Raw genomic sequence first — 18,988 nt, 5'->3', positions numbered from 1 at the left:
AATCAGACACCGAGGGGACAGCACGCATCCGCATCCACACATTTCCGACACAGACGCCGGTAGCCAGCCAGCCGCCCAGCATGCGAAGTCGCGAAATCCCGTAGCTACCAACGTCATACAACCAGAGCGCACCCCTTCCAGCGCCTCCGTTGTAACGCCGATAATCAACACTATGTCAAGTAGAGGTGACCCCCGGTGTCCGAGTTTCTGATTCGGCCCCTGAGCCGCCGGTTGGTTGCCTCCAGCTGACGCACTGTTCCCACCTCGAGAACGCTCACCTGGTTGTCGTCCAAACGTCCGCACAGCCGCCCCCAGTGCATCGCGACCGACTCCCCGACAGCCACATCCGGCAACGCCGCGTAGCCGTCTACCCGAATCGGTACGGACAGTAGGGTTTCCGCGGTCAATGTCAGGCACTGTCCGTCCCAACCCAGTCTTCGGCAGCGCACCGCGATATCGGTATCGGTGCGGTCGAGTACGGTGCCCCACCTGATCCGGCAGCTGTCCAGTACGTGCAGCGGGTGCCCACCGCCGTGGCGGAGCAGCCGCGACCACGGATAGACACCGAAGACGTGGAAGCAGTGGTTGGCGGCGGCTTCGTCGGCCAGCTCGGCGGTCAGATGTGTCCAGTACACACCGGCAACCGGACCCAGCAGTGCCATCAACTCGGCGGTGAACTCGACAGGATCCAGGCCCGCGCCGACTCCGCCGCCCAGCCAGTAGGACTCGACCAGCCGCTTATCCAGCGGATCGGCGATGCCGGTCATCCGCGCCATCACCCGGAGATAGGGCCAGGCGCCGGTGAACCGGCGTGCCACCGCCCGCACCTGCTCGTCCGACCCGTCGCGCAGCGCAGCGGTGTCGGGTGGCCCGCAGTAGCCGAGCCTATTGGGGGCGTAGGCGTAGCGGGCGAACATCTCGACTCCCCCGCTCGTCATCCGCAGGACCTTTCACCGACGCGGTCCAGGGTCCATCGCTGCTCGATCCGACCGAATCGCCACACCGCGACGGCGACCGCCCAAGTGAGTATGAACAAACCGACGATAAGGAACCCCATGGCGCTGAGGTCCAGGCCACCGACCCACGCCAGCGGGCCGTGTGCGATGCCGAGTTCGTCGGCCAGCAACGAGATCACCTCCTGTGCACCGATCAGCAGGGCGACCGCGACCGACAGCCCGGTCACCACGATGTTGTAGTAGATCGTGCGCAGCGGACCGGCGAACGCCCACCCGTAGGCATAGTTCATGAGCGCGCCGTCCAGCGTGTCGAACAGTGTCATACCTGCCGAAAACAACACGGGCAGAACCAGAATCGCGTACCACGGCAGGTCGGTGGCGGACGCGCTGCCCGCGATCACCAGCAGGCTTACCTCGGTGACGGTGTCGAAGCCGAGTCCGAACAGCAATCCGACGTAATACATCTGCCAGGGCGCGCGTATGGCGCGGGTCAGTGGTCCGATCACCCGCTGCAGGGCGCCACGATCGTCCAGTTGCCGCCGCAGTGCCGCTTCGTCGTAGCGCTCGCGGCGCATCGTGCGGAACACCCGCCAGATCCCGATCAGCGAAACAAGGTTCAGCAGGCCGATCACCAGTAGGAAGGTCCCCGACACGCCTGTACCGAAAACGCCGGTCCACCGTTGCAGGCCGGAATTCTCGTCGCGCAGATTCCCGGCCAGCGCCTTGACGCCGAACGCCAGCACCGCGACCAGCACGAAGACGATCGTGGCGTGCCCGAGCGCGAACCAGAACCCGACCGTCAACGGTAAGCGCCCGTCCGCCACCAACTTTCGGGTCGTGTTGTCGATCGCGGCGATGTGGTCGGCATCGAAGGCGTGTCGCATTCCGAGCGTGTACGCGGCGACACCGAGGCCGACCCCGAACACCGCGCCGTCGACGACGTAGCCGCCGGGCACCACGAGCAGCAGCAGCGCCGCCCACCCGATGACGTGCAGCGTCACGACGACTGAGGTCATCACCGCGACGCTGCGACGCTGCCGCCGGTCCATGCGCCGCAGCGGGCCACGCGGCGCGGCTGGTGTGTCGACGATCCGAACGATGACCACACCTCGCCTTCTCGTTCTGGGACCGTGCGGTCCCGGGTCAGCAGATCCGTGGGAGTTGTTCTCCCGCAGGCAGATCCACCACACGTGTGCCGCCAAGCGCGGTGCGCGCCACCACCATCCCGGGGTGTTCGGTAACGCAGCGGCCGATGGCAGCGGCCTGCGCGCCCAGCGGATGTTCTCGCATCGCAGCGAGCACATGGTCGGCATGCTCGGGGGCGACGAATGCCAGGAGCTTGCCCTCGTTTGCCACGTACATGGGGTCCAGTCCGAGCAGCCCGCAGGCGTCGCGGACGGCGTCGGGAACCGGGAGCTGACGCTCGTCCAGCGCTATCCCGATATCGGCGGCGCGGGCGATCTCGTTGAGCGAGGCCGCGACGCCGCCGCGGGTGGGATCGCGCAGGACGTGCACATCGGCGCCGGTGGCCAGCATCGCTGCCACCAACCCGTGCAGCGGTGCGGTGTCGCTGAGCACGGTGGTGCCGAATTCCAGTCCCTCCCGGCAGCTGAGCACTGCGACGCCGTGCACGCCGATATCGCCGCTGACCAGCACGACGTCGCCGGGGGTCGCGCGCTGCGGCCGGATATCGACTCTCGCGTCGAGCACACCGATTCCGGCTGTATTGATGTAGATCCCGTCGCCGTGTCCGGCATCGACCACCTTGGTGTCCCCGGTGACCAGCTGGACTTCTGCTGCCAAGGCGGCGGTACCGACGGCCTGCGCGATGCGGGCGATATCGGCCAGTGCGGTGCCCTCCTCGAGGATGAACGCGGTCGACAGCACCATCGGGCGGGCTCCGGACATGGCCAGGTCGTTCACCGTGCCGTTGACCGCCAGTTCGCCGATCGTGCCGCCGGGGAACACGATCGGCTTGACCACGAACGAGTCGGTCGAGAACGCCAGCCGTGCGCCGCCGAGTGTGACCACCGCGGAGTCGGTGAGGTCGGCTTGCGCGGCGGAGCCGAACGCGGGCAGGAACAGATGCTCGATCAATTCGCCGGACATCGCGCCGCCGCCACCGTGGCCCATCACGATGTTCGGCGAATCGCGTAGCGGCATCGGGCAAACCCAGCCCTCCATGTCGATCGCCGCGGGGGCGGTGCCTTGTTCAGGCATGTGCCACCTCCGCGGGCAAATCCAGGCGCCGGTAGAGGTAGTAGGCGGCGCATGCGCCCTCGGAGGAAACCATGGTGGCGCCCAATGGGTTTCGTGGTGTGCATTGTTTGCCGAAGGCGGCGCATTCGTTCGGTTTGATCAGTCCCTGCAATACTTCCCCGGAACGGCAGATCGTCGACTCGGCGGTGTGTAGGTCGCCCACGGCGAAACGGTGTTCGGCGTCGAAGTCGCGATAGCGTTCCGAGAGCCGCCAGCCGCTGCGCGGGATCACGCCGATACCGCGCCAGGCTCGGTCGGTGACCTCGAAAACGTCCTGCAACATGGCTTTGGCCGCGGGATTGCCCGCCGCCGACACCGCACGCGGGTAGGCGTTCTCCAACTCGTGCCTGCCCGACTCGAGTTGCAGGACGGTGCGGCGGATGCCTTCGAGAATGTCGAGCGGCTCGAATCCGGTGACCACCATCGGAACGCGGTATTTCTCCGCGAGCGGCGGGTATTCGTCGGTGCCCATCACGGTGCAGACGTGTCCGGCCGCGAGGAATCCCTGTACCCGGCAGGTCGGCGATTCCATGATCGCGGCGATGGCCGGCGGCACCAGCACATGGGAGACCAGTAGCGAGAAATTCGGAATGCCGAGCCGCTGGGCCTGATACACCGTCATCGCGTTGGCCGGGGCGGTGGTCTCGAAACCGATACCGAAGAAGACGACTTCGCGGTCGGGGTTTTCCTTGGCGAGGTTGAGCGCATCCAGTGGCGAGTAGACCACCCGGACGTCGCCGCCTTCGCTTTTCACCTGGAACAGGTCCTTGGAGCTTCCGGGTACGCGCAGCATGTCACCGAACGAACAGAAGATCACTCCGGGCTGCGCGGCGATCTCGAGTGCTTTGTCGATCACCTCCAGCGGGGTGACGCAGACCGGGCAGCCGGGGCCGTGGATCATCTCGATCTGGTCGGGCAGCAGCTGGTCGATACCGTGTCGGATGATCGAATGGGTCTGTCCGCCACAGACTTCCATGATCGCCCAGCGGCGGCTTGTCGAGGCGCGGATCCGGTCGAGCAGATGCCGGGCCAGCTCGGGGTTGCTGAATTCGTCCAGGTACTTCATGACGTCGCCTCCGGTTGCTCGCGTGGCGGCTCGGCGGCGGGATTGTCGACGCCGGCCTGTTTGGCGGCGATGGCGAAACCATCGCCGAATTCCTCGTTCAGTACGCCGAGGTGCTCGAACTCGGCCAGGGTTCGCAAGGCGGACTCCTCATCCAGCCGTTGGATCGCGAAGCCGACGTGGACCACGACGTAGTCGCCGATCGCCGCGTCCGGGATGTATTGCAGGCACACGTCCTTGTGCACGCCGCCGAAGTCGACGACCGACATCAGTGTGCCGTCCCGCTCCTGCAGGCTGACAACCTTGCCTGGTACCGCAAGACACATCGTTGCTCTCCTTCGCTCATCCCTCGCTGCACGCGAGGAGTTGCCCGAATGCGAGGCCGCCGTCGTTGGGAGGCAGCCGGTGGTGGATGATCACGGTGAACCCGTTGTCGCGCAGCAACGCACACGATCGCGCGAGCAGCAGGGCATTCTGGAAAACTCCGCCAGACAGCGCGACGACTGTCGCCGGGGCGGTGTAGCGGACCGCGAGATCGAGTACCAGCCTGGCCAGGGCGGCGTGGAATCGTGCGCCCACCACCGTGGCGGGTGTGCCCGCGCGAATATCGGCCACCACGGCCGTGAGTATCGGTGTGGGGTCGATCACGGCGGGATCGGCGTCGTCGAGCAGGAACCGGTATTCGGTGGTGCCTTCGGTACCGGAACGCGACAACCCCTCCAACTCGATGGCCGCTTGGGCTTCGTAGTCGACGACGTGCCGTACGCCGCACAGGGAGGACACCGCGTCGAACAGTCGCCCGATACTCGAGGTGGGCGCGCATCCCAGTCCGGTGCGGAACTGGTGGGCCAGTACCGATCGCTCGTCTGCCGGGCAGGCCGCGACCGCGGGGATCTCCTCGGCCCAGTCGATCCCGGCTGCCCACAGATGTGCCAGCGCCATCCGGTAGGGCCTGCGGACCGCGAGGTCACCGCCGGCGAGCGGCACGTACTTCAGATGGGCCAGGCGCCGGTATCCCTTGTAGCCCGCCAACAGGACCTCGCCACCCCATACCGCGCCGTCCGGACCGAATCCGGTGCCGTCGAAGGCGATACCGACGACCTGTTCGGTGGCGCCGAGTCCGTGCTCGCCCATGACGGCGGCGATATGCGCGTGGTGGTGTTGCACGGTGTAGAGGGCGCGCTCGCCGGCGTGCCTGCGCGCCCACGCCGTGGAGCGGTAGCCGGGATGCGCGTCGGCGACCAATTGCACCGGGCATACACCGGTCAGCTCTGCGAGGTGGCGCTGGGTGATGTCGAAGGAATGCAGTGTGGCCAGATCGTCCATATCGCCGATGTGCTGGCTCAGCCAGGCGTAGCGGCCATCGGCGACCGCGCAGGTGTTCTTCAGGTCGGCGCCGACGGCGAGGGTCGGTGGCAGTGGCACCGGCAGCGTCAGTGGCAGTGGCGCGTAGCCGCGCGAGCGCCGGACGGGCAGTTCGCGACCGTCGAGCGGACGGACCACCGAGTCGTCGCAGGGCACCAGGATGCGCCGATTGTGTGACAGCCAGCCGTCGGCCAGACCCGCGAGGCGGGTGCGGGCGTCGTCGTCGGTGTAGCAGATGGGTTCGCCACCGAGATTGCCGGAGGTCATCACCAGCACCTGTGGACCCGGCGGGTCACCGGGCAGACCGAACAGCAGCAGGTGCAATGGCGTGTAGGCGAGCATGACACCCAGGTCGGGATTGCCGGGCGCCACCGATGCGGCGGGAAGTGGGCAACGGCTTTGTTCGGCGGTTTCATCATCTGGTCTGGCCCATCCTGGCGCCACCGACGCGATATCGCTCCCGGCGGCATCGGCGATGGTGGTCGTGTCGGTCCGGCGGGCCAGTAGCACAATGGGCCGTGCGGGGCTGTTGAGCAGCGCCGCGGCCGTGTCGTCGACTGTGACGATCGCGCGCGCCGTGCCAAGATCGGGCACCATTACGGCGAAGGGCTTGTCGCCGCGGCGTTTACGCCTGCGCAGTTCGGCGACCGCGGCCTCGTTCGTCGCATCGCAGGCCAGGTGATAGCCGCCGATGCCTTTGACCGCCAGTATCGCGCCTGTGCGCAGCAGCTCTCGCGCGGCCGCCAGCGGCGCATCGGCCCCGGGTCCGGAGTAGGTCAGGGTCGGACCACAGTCGGGGCAGGCGATCGGCTGGGCGTGGAAGCGCCGGTCGGTGGGGTCGGCGTATTCCTGTGCGCATCGGTCGCACATGGTGAACTCCGCCATCGAGGTTCGCTCGCGGTCGTAGGGCAGGCTGGCGATGATGGTGAAACGCGGACCGCAATTGGTGCAGTTGACGAAGGGGTGGCGATAGCGGCGGTCGGCGGGGTCGCGCAGCTCGCGTACGCAGTCGGCGCAGATCGCGACATCAGGTGAGGCCAGCGTGCGCCCGCCGTCGCCGCGGGTGGTGTCGGCGATATGGAATCCGGTGCCACCGCGCACCGGAATCTCGGTGTGTTCGACCGATTCGATCACCGCCAGCGGGGGTGGCCGCAGGCGTAGTCGCTCGCTGAATTGGTCCAGATCCGCTGGCGTGCCCTCGATTTCGATGACGACTCCGCTGCTGTCGTTGCTCACGCTGCCCGACAGCGCCAATTCGGCGGCGGTGGTGTAGACGAACGGGCGGAACCCGACGCCTTGGACTACGCCGCGCACCAGCAGCCGCCGCCGCAGCCGTGCGGCGGTCATGCCGGGTCTCCGCGTTGCAGCAGGCGCAGTCCGTCCATGGCCGCCGCCGCGCCCGCTTCGTCGGTCTTCTCCACGGCGAAGCCCATGTGGATGATCACCCAGTCCCCCGGTCGCGCCGGATCGTCCTCGAGCAAGCCGATATTCACTTTCCGCTGTTCGCCGGACACCTCGACCAGCGCGATCTGGTCGTGGTAGCCGTCGGGGATCTGCACTACCCGACCCGGGATACCGAGACACATCGGTCAGTCCTCCTGTTGCGCTGTGGCCGGCGGAACCGGCGTGGCGTTTTGCGCCGCTGCGGCGGCCAGCACCTCGGTGAGCACCTCGTCGATGGTGGCGACCGCTGCGTCCACCGCGGCGGCTACCGGCGTGGATAGTCCGATGCCCTCGTCCACGCAGGCGACTTGGCAGCCGACCACGACGGTCGGCGGTAGCACGCCGCCCAGGGCGCGCACCCCGGCGAAGACGGCGGCGGGATTCATCGCGTGCGCGTCCAGATGTGCAGTGTCGCCATCATCGGGCACGGCACCGAACACTTCGACCATTCCAGGGGTTCCGCGGTCGGGTATCGCGTCGACCAGTATCAGTGCGTCCCAGGGATCGAGCAGGTCGTAGGCGAGGTGCATGCCGCGGATGCCGTAGTCCACCGCGCGCACACCGGCGTCGGGGTGCCGCGGCAGTCGCCGCACCACCTCCGGTCCGAATCCGTCGTCGCCGAGGAAGATGTTGCCGATCCCGGCGATCAGCACGGTAGCCGTCGACTCACCCCCCTCCCTCGGTCGGCGCTGTCGCTCCATCGACTTCCGCGTCGTCGACCTTGCCGGTCGCCGTCTCGCCGGGGGCGTTGGCCGAGGCTTTACGTCCTTCGTAGGGTGGGGTCGCCGATTCGGTATCCGGCGGGGGCTCCGTCGTGAACTCCGTCTGCTTGTCGGCGTCGCCGCCGGGCGCCGAGGTCGTCTCCTCGTGGCCGAGGTGACCCGGTTTCCGTTCGACCTGACCTCCGGCTGCGGTATCGGTGCCGGTGTCGCGCGAACCCGGTGCACCCCGTGCCGATTGCGGCTCTTCGCGTTGCTCACCCATGATGCTCCTTTCCGGTCGCCGCTACATGTGCCGGATCTTGAGGTATCGCCGGAGATCCGGGATCGCTCGCACGCCGATGTACAAGCCCACCACCGCCAACCCGGCGACGACAGCCGTCGCGATCACTCCCAGCTTTTCCATAGCGGAGTTCCTTTCATTTCTCGGAGTCGTCGATCGGCTCCAGTTCGTCGGGCGCGAAATACAGGTAGCGGCCATACCATTCGTGCAGATCAGCGCCCGGATCGTCGTCCAGGACGACCCCGACGTGCCCCTGCCCGTCCACGTCCTGATGCACCGTGACGACACGGGCGCACCTGCCGTCGAAGAACAGGTCTTGAGCGTCGGCGCGCCGGGCCGGATGCAGCCGGACCCGGCTGCCCTTGCGCACCAGCACGCCCGCGACCGCGACCGCGTCGGATTCCGGTCGAACGGCGCTGTCGGCCAATGGGTCCCACCAGTCGATACCCGCGGGAATCTCCGGGATCAACTGCGGACGTTGTGGGTGCGGGTCACGCAGGGTGCCGTGCAGCTGCCCCATCGCCTCGGGCGTCATACGCTCACTGCGGTCGATGATCTCGGCCGCACGCGAATCGGTGGCACGGGCCTGGGCTTTCTCCTCGTCGGTCATCGTCAGCACCCGCAGGGTGAGGATTTCGTCGATCTCGGTGGAGTCGAACAGCGCGCCCGCGCTCTGCTCGGCGATCTCGGGATGGTCGTAGAGGATGATCGGCGAGATCAGCAGCATGCTGTAGTCGCCGGGCGGGCCCGCGAGGACGGGAAAACAGCGGTGCCGCTCGCAGCGCCCGATGGCGGCCGCGGCATCCTGCGGCGGATCCAGCAGCGAAACGAATTGGCCGTCGGTGACTTCCGCGATGACGTGTGCGCCGATCAGTGAGCGGGCGATGGCGTCGCGGTGGTCGGTCGCGGGCGAGCCCACGTTGCGCAGCACGACGGTCAACCGCAGGTAGCCATCGTCCTGGTCGGTGGCGAGCACGAGTTCGCTGGCGAGCGGAAGTCGGGTCCGCACCAACGCGCCTTCGGCCGCTCCGGCTGCCTCGACGATTTCCTCGGTGTCGGTTCCGCCCGGAATGTGCAGCGACCGAATGAGATTCGCGGGCGCGAGCGGACCGACGACGATTTCCTGCTCGACCGCCTCGTCCCAGGACAGCCACGACCGCTGGTCATGGGTCAGCTCGGCGACCGGGGTGCCGTCGCCGTCGAGTACTTGGCGGCGCTGTAGCTGCAGGAAACGGATCGTGAGGGTCAGTTCGGGGTGCTCGCCCGCGTCGATCAGGCACTGCGTCCACAGCGTCGACTCCTCGCCGAGTCCCGCCGCCGCGGCTCCGTTGGGGCCGAGTACGCCGAACTGCCACCGCGACTGGTTCTTTCGCGCGTCGGCCCGATAGGGGTACAGCAGATACCCCTCGTAGAGCACCGCGTCGGCCACCGCGCGGGCACGGGCACGGGATTCCGCGGTGGTCATGGCTGCTCCTGGGGGTGTGTCAGCAGTCGGGTCACCGCGTCGTCGAAACCGAGCAGTCCGTGGCTGGATTTGTAGGCGGCGAGCGCTTGCAGAGTGTCCCTGTGCAGGCGCACCCAGCCCGCGTTGGGGAAGTGCGCGGCCATCAGGGCGTGCCAGACCGATACCGGCATATCGAACTTGTCTTCGCGGTCCCAGGGAATCTGCTGGATCGCGAATCCAGCGCTGCCCTTGATGAATACCGTTCCGCTGAACAGGAACAGCAGCGGAACCACTCCCTCACACAATGCGTGCATGTACTTCGACCCGGTCACCTCGAAGTCGTAGGTGCATGGCATGGGCAGATCCACTTCGGTGCCGCCGCTGAATCCGGGAACCATGGTGGCGCAGTGCATCCAGAGGAACGAGCGTTGAGTGGCGTGCCATCGCTCGCGCGGGCCGAACAGATCGACCAAGCCCGCGCCCTCGTCCTCGGAGTAGCCGCGGCGGAACGGCTCGATCCGCACCTGGGCGCGCAGGGCGATGGCGTGCACGGGTTCCTCCGCCAGCGCCGCGATGCCGACTCGCGCGGACAGCATCGGCGCGACGGCGTAGGGCTCGGGCTTCATCTCCAGCACGGCGAATGTGGTGGAGTAGACCGGACTCATGGCGCACCGCCCGGTTTCGCCCGTGCCGCCGTGGCGGCGAAGAACTCGTCGAGGTAACGCCGGACGTCCTGGCCGCCGTCGAAGCCACGCCACAGCAATCGCATGCGGCCGACGAACTCGTAACAGGCGTCGATCGGTAGCAGCAGGCAGGCTGCGTGCTCGGTCCCGCGATCGGGAACCCGGATCAGCAGGGCCTCCACATCGGGTGCGAGTTCGTTCAGCTCGGGATGTCGGTGCAGAATCGAATTCCACTGCTGCAGTGGCAATTCCGATTCGGTCGCACCGGCCGGCCCTGGATAGAACGCCACTGTCCGGCCGAGCGCGGAGTTGCGGAAGAAGAACGCGAGACCCACCGGGATCTCCAGTGCGTCCCACTCCGCCTGGCTGATCGTGAAATCGGGAAATACGAGATACCGATCTGGCACGGCTCGATAGCGCAGCGCCGCGTTCTGATCGACGAAAAGCAGATAGCAGCTGCGGCATACGCACATCAGCTGCCTGCCTTCGACATTGACGACGTGTTGGTGCTCGTCGGCGATCGGCTCGGCGCACATCTCGCACCGTTCGCCCGCCCGCGGCGCGGGCCCGCGATCGGCCGCGATCCGCTGTAGCGCACGAAACGGTGTACTCACCCGCGCACCCCTATCGGTACCGCCACTGACAGCTGACCGGAGCGCATGAGCACCGGAAGCGGCTCGAGATGTCCGTCGCCGTCGATGCGGGCTCCCGCGTGCACGACGTCGTAGTGCGCCCGACAGGCCGGGCACCGCAGCACCGCGTCACCGACCGGCAATCCCACCCGACGCTCCAGCGCCGCCCCCGCCAGCGAGCTGTCGCATGCCGGGCAGTGGTCCCGGTAGACGTACACGTCCTCCCCCATCCGGCAGGCCAGCACCGCCAGCCCGGCCACGGTGAACCCGCCAACCTCACCGGCGTGGAGCTCGGCCAGCTCCGGGACCGCGACCCAGTTGCCGGACCGCTGACCGGCCGAGTGCACCCGCGAGAACAGCGCGTCGGCGGATATCACCTGTGCCGATTCCGGCTGTGCGGCAACGACTTCGATGGATTCGATTTCCGGTGCCGCGGCCCGCACCGCGTCCTGCACGGCCAGTTCCAGCGTCACCGACGACGATGGACAGCTGCGGCAACTGCCCGCCAGTTCCAAGCGGACCACCCCGTCGGTGATGTCGACCAGGTGGACGTCGCCGCCGTGCGAACCCAGATACGGGCGCACGCTGTCCAGCGCTGTGCGCACCCTGGTCTGCATGTCGTGCGGGTGCAGTCCGTGCACGAGCAGCAGGCTCGCGACCAGATCGTCGCCGACCAGCCGCTCGATCGCCTCGGCGTCGAGCAACCGCAGCACGTGGGTGAGCCCCGCGCCGTAGAGTTCGACGACCTCGCGCACGAGTTGCTCGGCGCGCTCGCGGGCGGCCGCACCACCCGCCGAACTCGCCTCGAGCAGCGTTTCGATGCGATCACCGGCCGCACGCCACCGGGATTCACCGAACGTCGCGTTGTCCTGGTCGTCTGGGCGATCCTCCACCGTCACCTCCGGTCGTCTCGCCCGACGCGGACTCACTGCGGGGTGAGCGTCTGCGTCGGTGAATGCAGTTTCTCCAGCGTCTGTCCCTTGCCGAGATACATGTGGACGCCGCAGGGCAGGCAGGGATCGAAGCTGCGCACGGTGCGCATGATGTCGATGCCCTTGAAGTGTTCGCGGTCGTTCTCCTCGAAGATCGGCTGGCCCTGCACCGCGTCCTCGTACGGGCCCGGTGTGCCGAAGCTGTCTCGTGGGCTGGCGTTCCACGGCGTCGGTGGATACGGGTGGTAGTTCGCGATCTTCCCGTCCCGGATCACCATGTGATGCGACAGCACCCCACGCACCGCCTCGGTGAAGCCGCACCCGATGCCTTCGTCGGGCACCTCGAACTGCTCCCAGGTCTTGGTGTGCCCCGCTCGGATCTCGGCCATCGCCTTCTCCGCAAAGTGCAGCGCACACGCCGCCGCATACGCCTGGAAGTAGGTGCGCGCCCGATCGCGCTCGATGGTGTTGCTGCCGTGCGCGGGGATCTTCCATTCCAGCGTCGCCGGGCCTTTCAGCGCGGTCTTGGGCAGGTTGATCTGCACGCTGTTCCCGGTCGCCTTCACATAGCCGATATCGACCAAACCGGCCAGCGCCGTCGCCCACAGCCGCGCCAGCGGACCGCCACCGGTGTCCAGCGCGAGATGGTCGGTGCCGTCGAACCACCGTGGCGACATCACCCAGCTGTACTTGTCCTCCAGGTCACGCTTCTGCGGTTTGGGGTTGGTGTGCTGGTTCCAGGGGTGGCGCCGGTCCACCGGGTTACCCAGCGGATCGGTCTCGACGAACATGTCCTGGTCGGTCCAGTCCTCGTAATACGAACTGCCCAACAGGATCCGCAGACCCAAGTTGATATCGACCAGGGAGGTGGTGAGCAACTTGCCGTCGACGACGACGCCGGGGGTCACGAACATCTTGCGGCCCCAGTCCTCCATGTCCTTGTATGCGAAGTTGCATACCTCGGGATCCTGGAACGAGCCCCAGCAACCCAGCAGCGTACGCCGCAGGCCGACCTTCTCGTAGCCGGGCAGCGCCTCGTAGAAGAAGTCGAAAAGGTCGTCGTGCATCGGCACGACCTTCTTCATGAACTCCACGTAGCGCATCAACCGGGACATGTAGTCGGTCATCAACTGGATGGTCGCGACCGTGCCGGGACCGCCGGGATACAACGTCGACGGGTGCACGTGTCTGCCTTCCATCAGGCAGAACATCTCGCGGGTGTAGCGGCTGACCTGCAGTGCCTCCCGGTAGAAGTCGCCGGAGAACGGGTTGAGCGCGCGCATGATGTCGGCGATCGTGCGGTGGCCGTGCTCGCCGGCGTGCGGTGCCTCGGTGTTCTCCGCCCTGGCCAGCACGCCGGGATTGGTCTCCGCGACCATCTTCTCGCAGAAGTCGACGCCGACCAGGTTCTCCTGAAAGATGTTGTGGTCGAACATGTACTCGGCCGCTTCACCGAGGTTGACGATCCACTCCCCCAGGTGCGGCGGACGCACGCCATAGGCCATGTTCTGGCAGTAGCACGAACAGGTGGCGTGGTTGTCGCCGCAGATACCGCAGATGCGGCTGGTGATGAAGTGCGCGTCGCGCGGGTCCTTACCCCGCATGAAGATCGAATAGCCGCGGAAGATCGATGAGGTGCTGTGGCACTCGACGACTTCCCGATTGTCGAAATCGATCTTGGTGTAGATGCCTAGGCTGCCGACGATCCGAGTGATCGGGTCCCAGGCCATCTCGACGAGACGGTCCGGCTCGATCGTTCGGTGCGACGGCTCCGGGATGATCTGTGTCATCAGAGATCCTCCTACCAGGTGCGGGTCGCGCCGGTTTCCAGCTTCTGGCCCTTATGCCGCCACTGCGGCTCTTTGTCGACCGTGCGTCCGGTGATGTGACGGAGACTGCGGATCACCGATCCGTAGAGCCCCGATGCGGTGGAAGAGAACTTTCCGCCGGGCGGTTCGTCCATGAACGGCATGAACTTGTCGGGGAAACCCGGCATGGTGCAGCCGATGCAGATGCCGCCCACGTTCGGGCAGCCACCGACGCCATTGATCCACCCGCGCTTGGGCACGTTGCACTTGACCACCGGGCCCCAACAGCCCAGTTTCACAATGCATTTCGGCGAGCCGTACTCGGTGGCGAATTCACCCTGTTCGTAGTAGCCCGCGCGGTCGCAACCTTCGTGCACGGTCGCACCGAACAGCCATTTGGGCCGCAGCGCTTCATCGAGCGGGATCATCGGCGCCTGTTCGGTCGCCATATAGAGCAGATAGGTGAGCGTCTCCGACAGATTGTCCGGTTGGATCGGGCAGCCGGGCACACAAACGATCGGAATCCCCGCCTTGCTCTTCCACTCCCAGCCGAGATAATCGGGAACGCCCATCGCGCCGGTCGGATTGCCCGCCATCGCGTGGATGCCGCCATAGGTCGCGCAGGTGCCCGCGGCGACTATCGCGGTCGCCTTCGGTGCGAGCCGATCCAACCACTCGCTGGTCGTCATGGGCTGACCGGTGGCGGGATTGTTGCCGAACCCGCACCAGTAGCCTTCTTCCTTCAGCTTCTCATTCGGGATCGAGCCCTCGACGACCAGGACGAACGGCTCGAGCTCGCCGCGGTCCGCCTTGAAGAACCACTCCAGGAAATCGTCGGCACCGCCGTTGGGGCCGCATTCGAAATCGATCAGCGGCCAGTGCACGGCGATCTTCGGCAGGCCCGGCAGCGCGCCGAGCGCGATTTCTTCGATACTCGGCTGGGTGGCCGCCGTCAACGCGACCGAGTCGCCGTCACAACTGAGTCCCGCGTTGATCCACAGCACGTGGATCAACGTGTCTTCTGCTTTTACTGCTTCCTGAGTGGGCATATCTCGCCACCTTCCGCAGCGGACCACCGGGGCCGGATCTCACCTTTCTCGAAGAAGGGGCCGCCGAAATTGTGATCCTGATCACTACACTTTAAGCTCGCCCGGCAACGTCCTCAAGCGACGCCGGAACCGCCGCGCACCGCTGCGCGACCAGCCAGTCGTACCAGCTCGACAGGCCTGAACCGCTGGTCACCGACAGCGGCAGAACCTCGACGCCGGGATGGATCGAGTTGATGTACTCCCGGCATCGGTCCAGATCGAAATCGACATAGGGCAGCAGATCGACCTTGTTGACCAGCACCAGTCCCGCCGCCTGGAACATGTGCGGATACTTCAGTGGTTTGTCGGTCCCCTCGGTGACCGAGATGAGGACCACCTTCTCGCGCTCACCCAGATCGAACAGCGCTGGGCAGACCAGGTTCCCGACGTTCTCCACAAACAGCAGCGTGCCCGGCGCGGGATCGAGCATCTCCAGCGCACGGTGCATCATCTCGGCATCCAGGTGGCATCCCGCGCCGGTATTGATCTGCACGACGCCACAGCCGGTGGCCGTTACCCGCTCAGCGTCGAGCACCGTCGCCTGATCGCCCTCGATCACCGCGATCGGCCGCACACCGGACTCGCCGATCGTGCGTTCCAGCAGTGTGGTCTTGCCCGCACCCGGGGAGCTGGTCATATTGAATGCGACGATGTCGCGCTCGGCCAGCCAGGCCCGGTTGCGTTGTGCCAGTTCGTCGTTTTTCGCGAGGACCTTCAGCTCCAAGCTGACCGTCTCGGTGGCGGGCAGGTGGACGTGGTCGGCGCCGCGCGCATGCTCATGGTCGTGATGATGTTCGGGCTGGTGGGCGTGGTCGGGCCCGGCCCCGTGCTGATGGTCGTGCGGGACTCGGATCACCGCGGCGGTGTCGTCGCCACATCCACAGGTTCGGCACATGTCTGACTCACCTCCATCGATCGGATACGCAGCTCACGCCCGGATCGGATCTCGACATCGGCGCTGCCGCAGGAACACAGCAGGATCGGATCGGCGAGCCGGAATTCGGCGCCGCAGCTGCGGCACGCCGCGACGCCAGGGATGGGTACCAGGATCAGTTGCGCGCCCTCGGCGACCGTCGCCTCGGCGGCAACATCGAAACAGAACCGCATGGCGTCGGGCACGACCGCACACAGCGCGCCGACCTCGACCGTGACGGAGTACACCGTGCGTCCCGCCGCATGTTCGCAGACGGCGTCGATGACACTCTGGGTAATAGCCATTTCGTGCATCGCGGCCTCGATCCCTCGAGTGGACCCTCTTGAGGCTACTCCCAGGCAAATCGACCGCGGACGAAATCGTCGATGCCACGGAAAGAGCCTTCCGAGCCCCCGCACGGGTGCCCGATTGTGGGTTCACCACACGCGACAGTGTCCGCAGCGCGCAGGGATTGTGCGATCTTCTCGAGTTTTCTCGAAACACTGCCCAACAAAGACTTGAATCAGTCATACTCTTGAACGTGTCCAGCAATTCGGAATTCGAGCGCATGCTGCGCGGGGCGTCGCTGCGCGTTACGGCGCCGCGGATTGCCGTGTTGACTGCCGTGCACGAGCATCCGCACTCCGATACGGACTCGATTCTCGGTCATGTGCGCCAGACGCTCGGTGCGGTATCCCATCAGGCGGTATACGACGTGTTGCGCGCACTGACCGCCGCCGGTCTGCTGCGGCGCATCCAACCGATGGGATCGGTCGCGCGCTACGAAACGCGCATCGGCGATAACCATCACCATGTCGTGTGCCGCTCATGCGGCGTCATCGCCGATGTCGACTGCGCCGTCGGCGAGGCGCCCTGCCTGACCGCATCACACGACAACGGATTCGTACTCGACGAGGCCGAGGTCATCTATTGGGGCCTGTGCCCCGACTGCTCGGCGCAAATGTCCGGATCACACCCGTGATCACAGCCCGATTCACCACTCACTCCCCCGAAAGGAAATGCCGTGCCCGAGGAACATCCGCCCATCGGAGAGGCCAATACCGAACCCGCCGCCGGTGGTTGCCCCGTTGCCGGTCGCCTCAAGTCCCCAGCCGAAGGCGGAAGCAACCGTGACTGGTGGCCGAACCAGCTCAATCTCAAGATCCTGCAGAAGAATCCGGCCGTAGCCAACCCCATGGACGCGGACTTCGACTACGCCGCGGAATTCAAAACCCTCGATCTGGCCGCCGTCAAGGCCGACATCGTCGAGGTCATGACCACCTCCCAGGACTGGTGGCCCGCCGACTTCGGTCACTACGGACCGTTCTTCATCCGGATGGCCTGGCATGCCGCGGGCACCTACCGGATCAGCGATGGCCGCGGCGGAGCCGGTGCCGGTATGCAGCGCTTCGCCCCGCTCAACAGCTGGCCCGACAACGGAAACCTCGACAAGGCCCGACGCCTGCTCTGGCCGGTCAAGAAGAAGTACGGCAAAAAACTCTCCTGGGCCGACCTCATGGTCTACGCAGGCAATGTCGCGCTCGAAGACATGGGCTTTCCGACCTTCGGATTCGGCGGCGGCCGCGTCGACCAGTGGGAACCCGAGGAGGACGTGTACTGGGGTCCCGAGCAGACCTGGCTCGGCGACGAGCGCTACACCGGCACCCGCGATCTGGAAAGCCCGTTGGCCGCAGTCCAAATGGGTCTGATCTACGTGAATCCGGAAGGCCCCAACGGCAATCCGGATCCGCTCGCCGCGGCCGTCGACATCCGCGAGACGTTCCGCCGCATGGCCATGAACGATATCGAAACGGCCGCGCTGATCGTCGGCGGCCACACCTTCGGCAAGACCCACGGCGCAGGCGATGCCGGACTCGTCGGTCCCGAGCCCGAGGCCGCCTCGCTCGAAGAGCAGGGTCTCGGCTGGACCAGCGCCTTCGGCACCGGTGTCGGCAAGGACGCGATCACCAGTGGTCTGGAGGGCACCTGGACGCCCACCCCGACCAAGTGGGACAACAGCTTCCTCGAAACCCTCTACGGCTACGAGTGGGAGCTCACCAAGAGCCCCGCCGGTGCCAACCAGTGGATTCCCAAGGACGGCGCGGGCGCGGGCACCGTGGTCGATGCCCACGACCCGTCCAAGTCCCACCCCCCGGTCATGCTGACAACGGACCTCTCGCTGCGGATCGACCCGATCTACGAACAGATCACCCGTCGCTGGCTCGAGCACCCCGAAGAACTCACCGCGGAATTCGGCAAGGCTTGGTACAAGCTGACCCACCGCGATATGGGTCCGAAGGTCCTCTACCTCGGACCGGAGGTGCCGGAGGAGACGCTGCTGTGGCAGGACCCGGTCCCGGCCGCTGACTACGACCTCATCGGGGCAGCCGATATCGCCGCACTCAAGAGCCAGATCCTGGCCTCGGGACTGACTGTCGCACAGCTCGTTTCGACCACGTGGGCAGCCGCGGCGTCGTTCCGCGGCAGCGACAAGCGCGGCGGCGCCAACGGCGGACGCATCCGCCTGCAGCCGCAGGCCGGTTGGGAGGTCAACGAGCCCGACGAACTCGCCCAGGTGGTACGCGTCCTCGAGGGCATCCAGGAGTCCTTCAACTCCGCCCAGACCGGCAACACCCGGGTGTCCTTCGCCGACCTCGTCGTGCTCGGCGGCGCCGCGGCCGTCGAGCAGGCCGCCAAGAACGCCGGTTACGACGTCGAGGTGCCGTTCACCCCGGGTCGCACGGACGCCACCCAGGAGCAGACCGATGTGGAGTCCTTCTCCGCGCTCGAGCCGACTGCCGACGGTTTCCGCAACTACCTCGGCAAGGGCAACCGCATCCCCGCCGAGTACCTGCTGATCGACCGGGCGAACCTGCTGACCCTCAGCGCTCCCGAGCTGACCGTCCTCATCGGTGGTCTGCGCGTCCTCGGTGCCAACCACAAGCAGTCGCCGCTGGGCGTATTCACCACCAACCCGGGATCGTTGACCAACGACTTCTTCGTGAACCTGCTCGATATGGGCACGAAGTGGGAGCCGTCGGCCACCGATGACGGAACCTACGAAGGCACCGATCGCGCCACCGGCGCGGTCAAGTGGACCGGCAGCCGCGTCGATCTGGTCTTCGGGTCGAACTCGCAGCTGCGCGCCCTCGCGGAGGTTTACGCGACCGACGACTCGAAGGAGAAGTTCGTCAACGACTTCATCGCCGCGTGGGTCAAGGTGTCGAACCTGGACCGGTTCGACCTGGTGTGATGAAGGAGGAATGACCGACCGACTCCGGCCGGTCCTCCGCACGCGGCGCCCCCGCGAACTCCCATGGTTCGCGGGGGCGCCGTCATGTGAGCCGGACCCTCCGGTAGCGAAGATCAGCAACCGACGACGATAATCGAATATTCTCGG

20 protein-coding genes are annotated in these 18,988 nt (G+C 66.5%); 2 read left to right on the top strand and 18 right to left on the bottom strand.

Annotated elements, in window-relative coordinates; genetic code table 11:
* Positions 1 to 170: 170 nt before the first annotated feature.
* The 18 genes from NA5_RS26190 to NA5_RS26110 form a co-directional block, all read right to left on the bottom strand.
* Positions 171 to 938: a DUF6390 family protein gene (locus NA5_RS26190; protein WP_062990604.1), complete on the bottom strand. Its 768-nt coding sequence runs from the start codon at positions 936 to 938 to the stop codon at positions 171 to 173.
* Positions 935 to 2,005 carry a Nickel transporter NicT gene (gene nicT, locus NA5_RS26185; protein WP_062990658.1) on the bottom strand — a complete coding sequence of 357 codons (1,071 nt, stop codon included), beginning with the start codon at positions 2,003 to 2,005 and terminating at the stop codon, positions 935 to 937. The genes NA5_RS26190 and nicT overlap by 4 nt, the downstream gene beginning before the upstream one ends.
* A 94-nt stretch (positions 2,006 to 2,099) precedes the next feature.
* A complete protein-coding gene (gene hypE / locus NA5_RS26180) occupies positions 2,100 to 3,176 on the bottom strand; it encodes a hydrogenase expression/formation protein HypE (RefSeq protein WP_062990602.1) in 1,077 nt (358 codons plus the stop codon).
* On the bottom strand, positions 3,169 to 4,281 hold the full coding sequence (gene hypD / locus NA5_RS26175) for a hydrogenase formation protein HypD (protein WP_062990600.1): 1,113 nt from the start codon (positions 4,279 to 4,281) through the stop codon (positions 3,169 to 3,171). Before hypD ends, hypE begins: the two co-directional genes overlap by 8 nt.
* On the bottom strand, positions 4,278 to 4,604 hold the full coding sequence (locus NA5_RS26170) for a HypC/HybG/HupF family hydrogenase formation chaperone (protein WP_062990598.1): 327 nt from the start codon (positions 4,602 to 4,604) through the stop codon (positions 4,278 to 4,280). The genes hypD and NA5_RS26170 overlap by 4 nt, the downstream gene beginning before the upstream one ends.
* A 16-nt stretch (positions 4,605 to 4,620) precedes the next feature.
* On the bottom strand, positions 4,621 to 6,990 hold the full coding sequence (locus NA5_RS26165; protein WP_062990596.1) for a carbamoyltransferase HypF: 2,370 nt from the start codon (positions 6,988 to 6,990) through the stop codon (positions 4,621 to 4,623).
* On the bottom strand, positions 6,987 to 7,229 hold the full coding sequence (locus NA5_RS26160; protein ID WP_062990594.1) for a HypC/HybG/HupF family hydrogenase formation chaperone: 243 nt from the start codon (positions 7,227 to 7,229) through the stop codon (positions 6,987 to 6,989). The genes NA5_RS26165 and NA5_RS26160 overlap by 4 nt, the downstream gene beginning before the upstream one ends.
* Positions 7,230 to 7,232: 3 nt before the next feature.
* On the bottom strand, positions 7,233 to 7,787 hold the full coding sequence (locus tag NA5_RS26155; RefSeq protein ID WP_062990592.1) for a hydrogenase maturation protease: 555 nt from the start codon (positions 7,785 to 7,787) through the stop codon (positions 7,233 to 7,235).
* Entirely contained in the window at positions 7,753 to 8,070 is a 318-nt protein-coding gene (locus NA5_RS26150) for a hypothetical protein (protein WP_062990590.1), read from the bottom strand. The genes NA5_RS26155 and NA5_RS26150 overlap by 35 nt, the downstream gene beginning before the upstream one ends.
* Positions 8,071 to 8,091: 21 nt before the next feature.
* A complete protein-coding gene (locus tag NA5_RS43285) occupies positions 8,092 to 8,211 on the bottom strand; it encodes a DUF6893 family small protein (RefSeq protein WP_371856460.1) in 120 nt (39 codons plus the stop codon).
* A 13-nt stretch (positions 8,212 to 8,224) separates the two neighbouring features.
* A complete protein-coding gene (locus NA5_RS26145) occupies positions 8,225 to 9,553 on the bottom strand; it encodes a hypothetical protein (RefSeq protein ID WP_062990588.1) in 1,329 nt (442 codons plus the stop codon).
* Complete coding sequence (locus tag NA5_RS26140; RefSeq protein ID WP_062990586.1) at positions 9,550 to 10,197, bottom strand: DUF6084 family protein; 648 nt, start codon at positions 10,195 to 10,197, stop codon at positions 9,550 to 9,552. Before NA5_RS26140 ends, NA5_RS26145 begins: the two co-directional genes overlap by 4 nt.
* A complete protein-coding gene (locus tag NA5_RS26135; RefSeq protein ID WP_062990584.1) occupies positions 10,194 to 10,829 on the bottom strand; it encodes a DUF5947 family protein in 636 nt (211 codons plus the stop codon). The genes NA5_RS26140 and NA5_RS26135 overlap by 4 nt, the downstream gene beginning before the upstream one ends.
* A complete protein-coding gene (locus NA5_RS26130) occupies positions 10,826 to 11,740 on the bottom strand; it encodes a NifU family protein (RefSeq protein WP_062990656.1) in 915 nt (304 codons plus the stop codon). The genes NA5_RS26135 and NA5_RS26130 overlap by 4 nt, the downstream gene beginning before the upstream one ends.
* Positions 11,741 to 11,772: 32 nt before the next feature.
* A complete protein-coding gene (locus NA5_RS26125) occupies positions 11,773 to 13,569 on the bottom strand; it encodes a nickel-dependent hydrogenase large subunit (RefSeq protein WP_062990582.1) in 1,797 nt (598 codons plus the stop codon).
* Positions 13,570 to 13,580: 11 nt separating this feature from the next.
* The gene (locus tag NA5_RS26120; protein WP_062990580.1) at positions 13,581 to 14,636 is read right to left on the bottom strand and encodes an NADH-quinone oxidoreductase subunit B family protein; all 1,056 of its coding nucleotides are present in this window, start codon (positions 14,634 to 14,636) and stop codon (positions 13,581 to 13,583) included.
* Positions 14,637 to 14,727: 91 nt separating this feature from the next.
* Complete coding sequence (gene hypB / locus NA5_RS26115; RefSeq protein ID WP_062990578.1) at positions 14,728 to 15,570, bottom strand: hydrogenase nickel incorporation protein HypB; 843 nt, start codon at positions 15,568 to 15,570, stop codon at positions 14,728 to 14,730.
* Positions 15,528 to 15,902 (bottom strand): hydrogenase maturation nickel metallochaperone HypA/HybF, encoded by a 375-nt coding sequence (locus NA5_RS26110; protein ID WP_062990576.1) that lies wholly within the window; start codon positions 15,900 to 15,902, stop codon positions 15,528 to 15,530. The genes hypB and NA5_RS26110 overlap by 43 nt, the downstream gene beginning before the upstream one ends.
* 254 nt (positions 15,903 to 16,156) lie before the next feature.
* Between NA5_RS26110 and NA5_RS26105 the strand changes: the two genes are divergently transcribed.
* Together NA5_RS26105 and katG are read left to right on the top strand one after the other, a co-directional pair.
* Positions 16,157 to 16,570, top strand: a complete 414-nt coding sequence (locus tag NA5_RS26105) for a Fur family transcriptional regulator (RefSeq protein ID WP_371856463.1) — start codon at positions 16,157 to 16,159, stop codon at positions 16,568 to 16,570.
* 42 nt (positions 16,571 to 16,612) lie between these two features.
* Positions 16,613 to 18,841: a catalase/peroxidase HPI gene (gene katG / locus NA5_RS26100; RefSeq protein WP_062990572.1), complete on the top strand. Its 2,229-nt coding sequence runs from the start codon at positions 16,613 to 16,615 to the stop codon at positions 18,839 to 18,841.
* Positions 18,842 to 18,988: the final 147 nt, after the last annotated feature.

This window comes from Nocardia anaemiae NBRC 100462 (assembly GCF_001612725.1).
GTDB lineage: Bacteria > Actinomycetota > Actinomycetes > Mycobacteriales > Mycobacteriaceae > Nocardia > Nocardia anaemiae.
This window is presented reverse-complemented; position numbering and strand designations above follow the sequence as displayed.